Below are 8,580 nucleotides of genomic sequence, written 5' to 3'. Positions count from 1 at the left end.
CGCCTCACCCTACTCGATGAGGAGCCAAGAGAATGAACAGTGATTCCATGCAGCGCGTGGCGGTTGTCGGTGCAGGTGGTGCGATTGGTGAAGCTTTTTGCCGCGCATTGCTCGACAAGCCATCCATTCAGCAAGTCTTTGCGTTGGGGCGCCACCCCGCACCACTTGCTGAGATAAGTGAAAAGGTGGTGCCTGTGGCGGTGAATATTCGCGATGAAGCATCAATACAAGCGGCGGTCGAGCACATCGACGACAACCGTTTAGATGCGGTGATCATTGCCTCGGGCATGCTTCATGATGATGCGGTCAGCCCAGAAAAGCGGCTCGCGGCTTGCAGCAGTGAGGCCATGCACCAGCTTTTTGATGTGAATGCCGTTGCGCCGCTGCTGTTGAGCAAACATCTTACGGCCAAATTGAAGCGCAACGCTGAGGCGAAGCTCGCCATCTTGTCGGCGCGCGTGGGCAGTATCAGTGATAATCGTGCGGGCGGTTGGTATGCCTACCGTGCAAGCAAAGCGGCGGTGAACATGTTGATCAAATGCATGAGCATCGAGCTTGGTCGCCAAGACAAATCATTAACCGTGGTTGGCCTGCATCCGGGGACCGTCGACAGCCGTTTATCTGCGCCATTCCAAGCCAATGTTAAGCCCGGTAAGTTATTCAGCCCGGCTCAATCGGCTGGCTACTTATTGTCGGTACTGGATGGCCTCGACAGTCGCCATACTGGGCGTCTGTTTGCGTGGGACGGGGAGGAAATTGCCCCATAGGTTGGGGCATTGTTACGTTATTTCCAATGCAATGGCTGCTCCAAAGTCGACAAAGGCTTTTCCGTGCCAAGCCCTATCATTTCATCATATGCCGTGTCCGTGACTAACACGTATTGCGCGGCATTAACCCATTCAAAATCATCTTTCACCGCCAGCAAGCTGCGAGATAAATAGGGTTTATCGCCTTGATAAATTAGCTTCTGCTCCACCGTATCGCCGTGACGTAAAAAGGCGATGGCTTGATATAACATGCCATCAATGCCACGGATCTGAATCTTGTCAATGTTGTCGTAATTTATCAGTTCGCTCAGTTGTAAATTCATCACTCGTCCTTGCAGTTAGGCCTTTCTTAAATACTACGAGCCATGCAAGCACGCGGATCCCTCGAGAGTGAGGCATTACCCGTTGCGATAGCCTTTTGGATGCGCAATGTAAAATAAATGTTACGCAAAGGTAAAATTAAAACCAGAGTGAGGAGATGATTTTCTCAGCAAAGTCGACGTAATCTGTGAGTAACGGAGACATTGCGTAAGGCTAAGGGCCGCTGTTTACGCGCGATTTTTACGCCAGACAACGACACAAGGCGGTGAACGTGAAACAGAGTAAATACGAATCCAAACCAGTTGATGAGCGGGGTCGTGTAGCCTGGTCGGCACAAGAAAACGATGTATGGCGCCAGTTAGTCACACGGCAGCTTGCGTGTATCAAAGACAAAGCGTGTCAGGAATATCTCGACGGGTTACGAATGCTCGACTTGCCGCATGACACGGTGCCACAGATCCCTGATGTGAATGCCGTGTTAATGCGAGAGACGGGCTGGCAAGTGGCTCCTGTGCCTGCATTGATCGATTTCGACCATTTTTTCGCCTTGCTGGCGGATAAGAAATTCCCTGCGGCGACCTTTTTGCGCACCAAAGACGATTTCGATTATTTGCAAGAGCCGGATTACTTTCACGAGATTTTTGGTCACTGTGCGATGCTGACTCACCCAGCATTCGCTGAGTTTACTCATATGTACGGCCAGCTCGGTAAGCAAGCCACGCCCAAAGAGCGCGTCTATCTTGCACGCTTATATTGGTTTACGGTCGAATTTGGTTTACTCAGTGACTCGCAAGGCAATCGCAGTATTTATGGCGGCGGGATCTTGTCTTCACCGGCGGAGACCGAGTACGCCTTTAATAGCGACAAAGCGGTGCGTAAGCCTTTAGAAGTGATAGATGTCATGCGCACGCCATATCGGATTGACATTATGCAACCCATTTACTTTACCATTGAGTCGATTGACGATTTATTTGCCATCAGCCAACGAGATTTGATTGCTGATGTGCATCAAGCCATGGAACTGGGCCTTCATGCGCCTTTGTTCCCGCCCAAACCGAAAAAGACAGAACAGCAAAAGGAAACGCAACATGTCTGAACTAACTGAGTTGAAATGTGAAGCCTGCAATATTGATGCCCCTTTGGTCAGCGCTGAGGAAATGCCGGCGCTGCTCAAAGACATTCCGCAATGGCGCAAAGTAACACGAGATGGGATTGATCAGCTCGAACGTGAGTTCACCTTCCGCAACTTCAAGTTGGCGTGGGCGTTTGCCAACCAAGTGGCTGAGCTGGCTGAGCAAGAAGGCCACCATCCGGCTATCTTGCTGGAGTGGGGTAAAGTGACCGTGACTTGGTGGTCGCATAAGATTAAAGGCTTGCACAAAAATGATTTTATTTGTGCGGCGAAAACTGACGGCATCGCCCCTGAGTAAACCAAAAAAAGCCCCGAGAGTGATCTCGGGGCGTATCTTTTTCGCTCACTTGCTATCTATCCCTGTCACGCAAGTATCAATCCTGCGCCGCCAATGCTTTTCATTGGCATATCTCCTAAATAGAACACGATAAATTTCAAAAGTGACGCGGTCACTTTATCGTGTTGTTCTTACTCTTCTTCGTCGCTTGCGTCTTTTTGCTTAACGGCAAAATACTGCGCCAAGATTTCATCGGTGAGCTCACCTTTCTCTTCAAGGGCTTTGAGCTTTGCCACAATCGCTTTTTGTTCGTCGAGTGATGGCAAAGTCTCTGGCTCATGCTCGGGCGCGTCATTGGCAATATGCTGTAAAGGATCCATAAGTTTACATCTCATACGGGATTAACAAATTTACTGACAAGCCTACCATATTCTGGCATGTCGCGTGCCTGATTGATGATTGCACGCTGGCATAATAGTCACTTCATGTCGTTGTTAAGCGTCTCGCGTGTTCTTGACGATGATGCTTTTGCGCGATGTCGCTTAGTACTCGGTTTGGCGTCTTTTGGCATACGCTTTTGAGTATTTTTAGCCTAATACTATGATTTATTTACCGTCTGTCTTGGCATATGGAACAAGTTTTTATTGTCATACTTTAGTAGAAGCGCATAGGATGGAAGGAGCACAAGGCGTGCAGGGTGTCGTGCTAAACGACGCAGGCTTTTAAATGGAAACCCGTACACAGCGGCTATCGCGAGGAAGCAATGATGGACAGATTTGTTGAGTTCTATCACTTAAATGCATTCGTTGCACAAGGACAGGGTGGGAACCCCGCCGGTGTTGTTAGGCATGCAGATATGCTGGATGATGCACAAATGCAGGCGATTGCAACAGACTTCGGCTACCCCGAAACGGCATTTATTTGTCATAGCGAGCATGCTGATATCAGATTGCGGTTCTTTACCCCGACCAATGAGGTCGCGTTTTGTGGTCACGCCACTGTGGCAACATTTTCTGCGCTTTGGCAATTGGGTGAACTTGAAGCTGGCGATTATACGCAAGAAACAGGGGCCGGCGTCCTGCAAGTGTCCATCTTGGATTCGGGAAAAGTTAACTTTGAAACGGCAATCCCAGTTATCAGTGATGGGCCGAATGAAAAGGTGATTGCCGATGCATTTCACATAGACAGTAAAGATATCCTATCGACGGGATTGCCAGTCAAAGTCGTATCTGCGGGTGGACCTAATATCATTTTGCCGCTTGCGTCCCTCGACGCACTGGCTCGGATGTCACAAGACAGAGAGGCAGTTATTGCGCTGACGGAGGCTTACGATTGCATTGGGGTGCATGCGTTTGCTTTGTCGCCCCACGAGTCGGATATCACTGCGTGTTGTCGAAACTTTGCACCTGCGGTCGGGGTGGATGAAGAGGCGGCTACTGGAAGTGCTGCTGCCGCCTTAGCAGCGTACTTGACTGAGTATCAGGGCACACATAATCGGTTTGTTTTTGAGCAGGGTGAGCATATTGGGGCGCGATCGCTACTGTCTGCCGTGGTCAAAGTTGATGGGCAAGGCCACCAGCGCGCTTGGGTGGGTGGCGAAGCAAATACCCTAGCACGGCGTGGCTATCGGCTAGATGCGATTAGCGCTTAACTTACTCAGTTCAATCAGAAAAAATCATCAGGGTTGGCGCGATTAGTCTACGTTTATTAAAGGGATCTAATTTGCGGGGTTAACATCGTGAGTGAAACCTTCTTTTCGTGTCAGCCAATTTTTGATGACCGACAGCAGCACTGGGGAAGTGAGCTGCTCTTTCGTGAAGGTCTAGAAAACAAGTTTCCATCAATTGATGAAGACACTGCCACATCAAGGATACTGAGTGCTAATTTCCTGTCTGGTAATGAATTAGACGACCAGTTGCGTTACGTGGTGAGCTTTTCCGAAACCGCGCTATTGGATGAATTACCGCTTTCGATGCCAGTGGCGCGTCTGGTTATCTGTATTAGTGAGAAAACCCGTCCCTCCCCATTACTACTGAACAAGCTCAGAGCCTATAAAAAGGCGGGTTTTATGCTACTTGCGTCTAGCTCGGTCTTTTCTAACCAATGGTTAGAACACATTAATCTGTTTAATTTAATCAGTGTCGATATGGATCGTGATGATCCTATGCGTTGGGTAGGAACCATCTCTGATTATCCTGATATCCGCTTTTTAATTCGAAAAGTAGAGAAGCAAGAAGAGTTTACGCTGGCGCAGCAATTTGGTTTTAGCTTGTTTCAAGGTTACTTTTTTGAGCAGCCGAAAATCCGGCGTCAAAGTGATGTTGCGCCGTCAGTCATCACGCTGTTGGATGCCTGTATTATCATCAACCGAAGCCCTTATGACATTGACGAAATCACAGACGTTATATCACGTGACGTGTCCCTGCTTTATAAGGTGGTCACCAGCGCCAATATATTGGCCAAGTCCAAGAAAAAAAGCATCACTAATCCCAAACAAGCGGTGGTTTATCTCGGTTTAGAGTCATTACGCCGTTTAATTTCTCTTCTCATCATGTCCAATATGAATCATCAGGAGTGTTTACATTTGCAAAATGCTGCCATTTTGCGCGCAATTTTTATGCAACAAACTGCACCTATGTTGAAAGGACTCGATGGTGATGAAGGTTTTCTCGTTGGTGCCTTTTCCTTTTTAGATGCCATGTTGGGTTGTCCGATGGAAGATGTGGTGAGTCATCTAGATCTTAGTCAGGAAGCCAAGCAAGCCCTACTGTCACAAAGTGGCCATTACGGTGCTTTGTTGGAATTATGCAAGAATATCGAGCATGCCAACTGGAACTGGGTGTCGAAAACTTGCGAAAAACTGAAATTGAAAGAACGTGTCGTGTTGAAAGCGTTTGAGAAAGCGCGCGAGCAAACGCAAACACTCGCCGCAACCATGCAGGTATAAGTATGAATCGAGTGGGAATGCGCTTAGCTGTTATTTTGATTGTGTTGGCAACACTGCTGCTGGGTGGATTTGGCTATTATAACTATCATGTTGCGAAGTCGCGCTTAGAATCCGATATGAATCAGGACTTAACGTCCATTAGCCAGCGACTCAAACAGCGCCTGCCCACATTGATGTGGAATTATGATTTTGAGAATGTTCAAAATGATCTCAACAGCGAGATGGGTTCTCGCTATGTCCATCGATTAGAGCTGGTTGATGTTAATGGACAGTTCCGGTACGTCACAGACTCAAAAGGGACGCGGGCAGATTCTGAACTGAGTCAGTTGACCATTCCACTTGAATACGATGATCGCAGCCGTTCGGTAAAAGTCGGCGATCTGATCATTTATCGTGATAGTAGGTACATCGATAAAGAGCTCAGCACCGAGATATTACGTACGACGACGCAGATTATTTTGCTGAACTTGCTGGTGGGATTCTTTATTTGGAAATATGCCAAGCAAATCAGCCGAGCCGAGCAAAGCCGCGCTTATCTCGATACCGTTATTCACAGTTATACCGATGCACTCTTGGTGCTAGGTGATAAGCATTCCATTATTACCATCAACGATTCGGCCAAACGGCTGTTTGAGCTTGAATCTGTCCCTGATGAAGCCATCACACTGTCGGCCATTGTGTCTCGTGTTAAGCCCAACTCGCGCGCCTATTTTTCACAGGCGCTTTACGATTTGAATGGCAAGACTAATCGCTCTTATGAGATAGAAACCGAGAGTGGAGAGCGGGTGGTGCAGGTGAAATCCACTCCCATCAAAGACGAAGATCCACGCGCGCTGAATGTCGCTATTATTCGCGATATCACCGAACAACACCTCGATAAACAAAAAGTCTCTAAAGGGGCGGAGCTGTTCTCCGCCATGAAGAGCTTACAAGATAAATTTCTGATTCGAGAGGATTTCAGTAAAAGCTTCCATGATGTCCTCAAAATCCTGCTGCGTATTGGTGAAAGCAATCATGGCATCATTGTTGAAGTGGGTGGCAATGATGAACCTGAGCAGGCGGGCTTACCCTATCATGTGCTTGCTCAAACTCGGTTGATTCAAAACGGTTACGTAGGCGATGAGTTTGTTCGCAATCTGTTGATTGAAATTATTGAAACCAAACAAAGTAAACGTAGCCTGCAAATGGCGGGTATCGCGGGTAACAACCAAAAAATGATCATCAATGTGTTGGGGTTACCGCTATACATGTCGAACCAACTCGTCGGCGTGGTCTGTTTGTTTGATGAATCAACCACCTATGATGACGAGTTACAAAGCTGGATCGATCCGATCTTGTCGAGTTTGAGTTCAATGATTCACTTTGTTCAGCAGAAAAACCTGAACGATATGATCTCTAAAGAGATGGCGAGAGCGAAAGAGCAGGCGGAACGCGCCAATGAATCAAAGACTAATTTCTTGGCGATGATGAGCCATGAAATTCGCACACCGATGAACGGCATTGTAGGGATGTCGAACTTATTAATTGAGACGCCACTGACGCAACAGCAGCGCTATTTTGTCGATACCTTGCAACATTCCTCTACCGCGCTACTAAACATCATCAACGATGTGCTCGATTTGACCAAAATCGAGGCCGGTAAAATGACGCTCTCTAAACAAGTACTCAATGTGGCTGATCTTGTTCACGAATCCTTGAGCATCTTCACTGCCAAAGCGGCAGAAAAACAGTTGCGACTCCATTGTTATATCGATCCTCGTATGCCATGTGATATTGAACTCGATGCGGTTCGCTATAAACAAGTGATTATCAACTTAGTCGGCAATGCGGTGAAGTTTACTAAGCAAGGGCATATTTATGTTCGCTTGTATCAAGCGAAAGATGGCGAAGTTACGAATCTTGTCATGGAAGTGGAAGATACGGGGATCGGGATCCCAGAAGATCGCCATGAGGCTATCTTTGAAAACTTTACACAGGTGGATAATTCGTATTCGCGCTCTTACCAAGGGACAGGTTTGGGCCTACCGGTATGTCGTAAATTGCTGCGATTGATGGATGGCGATATCACCATTCATAGCGAAGAAAACAAAGGCACGACGTTTGTGTCTACTGTGCCTATCACCTTCAGTGACTCACCACATACACTGTTTGATGGTTATGAACTGAGTGCAGAAGAAAAAGCACAGCGGGTTTGTTTGGTCTCAGAAGATAATTTGCTCACCACAACATTGGCAGCATACCTCGATCGCCTGTCTGTCTCGTTTGTCAGTGTTACTGACGGGGAGCAAGTTGATACGCGAGATAGCGAACAGCTAACCTTGATGATTGATCAAGACAAGATGCAGAGCTGTCAACATTTAGTGGGTAAAGTCGCCAAGAGTGTCGCCATTAGTCATAATGGACATCACGATACCGGTATGCAGACGTTGACATGCCCAATTAATTACAGCGAGTTATATCGGGTATTGACCTCGAATGAGGCGGAGCTTGATGACAACCTTGCGGTAGTTGGGCAGTACGACAATATTCGCTTTGATTTAAATGTTCTGGTCGCGGAGGACCACTTAGTCAACCAAGACTTAATCGATATCATTCTCGCCAAGCTAGGTTGTAAACGCACATTGGCTGAGAACGGCAAAGAAGCGCTTGAGCTGCATAAAAAAACACCTTTCGATATTATTTTAATGGATTGCCAAATGCCTGAAATGGATGGCTTTGAGGCAACGCGCCGTATTCGTGAGTTTGATAAGCACACACCGATTATTGCCGTGACCGCCAATGCGTTATCGGGTGACGCAGAGCGTTGCTTGGACGCAGGCATGAATGGGCATTTAGCCAAACCTTTCAGCAAGGATCAGTTAATTGAACTGCTTATTCTCTATTCCAGTAACGACGCAGTGCATTATGACGATCCGCATGACACCAATGATGGGCTGGATTTGGCGGATTTAGATGAAAACGCTTTGACGGGAATTAGAAATACCAGTGATTCTGTTACAGACACAGACACAGACACAGACACAGACACAGACACAGACACAGACACAGACACAGACACAACCGACGACACAGACCAGAACAGATCACATAGGTATACGAACCCTTAAAAAAACAACAACCAAAAATAGACAAACAA

Annotated in this window: 8 protein-coding genes; 6 read left to right on the top strand and 2 right to left on the bottom strand. The window is 47.3% G+C overall.

All coding sequences use genetic code 11. The annotated features are described in order from the left end of the window. The first annotated feature begins 32 nt into the window (after window positions 1-32). Window positions 33-767, top strand: coding sequence for an SDR family NAD(P)-dependent oxidoreductase (locus BGK46_RS00370; RefSeq protein ID WP_084781169.1), 735 nt, complete (start codon window positions 33-35; stop codon window positions 765-767). Window positions 768-784: 17 nt separating this feature from the next. On the opposite strand, the gene BGK46_RS00365 is transcribed toward BGK46_RS00370, so the two are convergent. Next, a complete protein-coding gene (locus BGK46_RS00365) occupies window positions 785-1,090 on the bottom strand; it encodes a DUF6482 family protein (RefSeq protein ID WP_069586487.1) in 306 nt (101 codons plus the stop codon). Between the two features lie 221 nt (window positions 1,091-1,311). Here BGK46_RS00365 and phhA point away from each other — a divergent pair, with 221 nt between their 5' ends. Together phhA and BGK46_RS00355 are read left to right on the top strand one after the other, a co-directional pair. Further along, window positions 1,312-2,184, top strand: a complete 873-nt coding sequence (phhA, locus tag BGK46_RS00360; RefSeq protein ID WP_077772450.1) for a phenylalanine 4-monooxygenase — start codon at window positions 1,312-1,314, stop codon at window positions 2,182-2,184. Then, the gene (locus tag BGK46_RS00355; RefSeq protein ID WP_069586485.1) at window positions 2,177-2,518 is read left to right on the top strand and encodes a 4a-hydroxytetrahydrobiopterin dehydratase; all 342 of its coding nucleotides are present in this window, start codon (window positions 2,177-2,179) and stop codon (window positions 2,516-2,518) included. Before phhA ends, BGK46_RS00355 begins: the two co-directional genes overlap by 8 nt. A gap of 170 nt (window positions 2,519-2,688) precedes the next feature. On the opposite strand, the gene BGK46_RS00350 is transcribed toward BGK46_RS00355, so the two are convergent. Then, the gene (locus tag BGK46_RS00350; RefSeq protein WP_069586484.1) at window positions 2,689-2,877 is read right to left on the bottom strand and encodes a hypothetical protein; all 189 of its coding nucleotides are present in this window, start codon (window positions 2,875-2,877) and stop codon (window positions 2,689-2,691) included. Window positions 2,878-3,260: 383 nt separating this feature from the next. Between BGK46_RS00350 and BGK46_RS00345 the strand changes: the two genes are divergently transcribed. The 3 genes from BGK46_RS00345 to BGK46_RS00335 all read left to right on the top strand — a co-directional run bounded on the left by BGK46_RS00345 (window position 3,261) and on the right by BGK46_RS00335 (window position 8,551). Further along, window positions 3,261-4,148, top strand: a complete 888-nt coding sequence (locus tag BGK46_RS00345; RefSeq protein WP_254659628.1) for a PhzF family phenazine biosynthesis protein — start codon at window positions 3,261-3,263, stop codon at window positions 4,146-4,148. Between the two features lie 87 nt (window positions 4,149-4,235). Beyond that, window positions 4,236-5,444: an EAL and HDOD domain-containing protein gene (locus BGK46_RS00340; RefSeq protein WP_069586482.1), complete on the top strand. Its 1,209-nt coding sequence runs from the start codon at window positions 4,236-4,238 to the stop codon at window positions 5,442-5,444. Window positions 5,445-5,461: 17 nt separating this feature from the next. Continuing rightward, a complete protein-coding gene (locus tag BGK46_RS00335; protein WP_069586481.1) occupies window positions 5,462-8,551 on the top strand; it encodes a PAS domain-containing hybrid sensor histidine kinase/response regulator in 3,090 nt (1,029 codons plus the stop codon). Window positions 8,552-8,580 lie beyond the last annotated feature (29 nt).

It is taken from the genome of Salinivibrio sp. SS2 (assembly GCF_001722075.1).
In the GTDB taxonomy this organism is placed as follows: Bacteria; Pseudomonadota; Gammaproteobacteria; order Enterobacterales; family Vibrionaceae; genus Salinivibrio; species Salinivibrio proteolyticus.
This window is presented reverse-complemented; position numbering and strand designations above follow the sequence as displayed.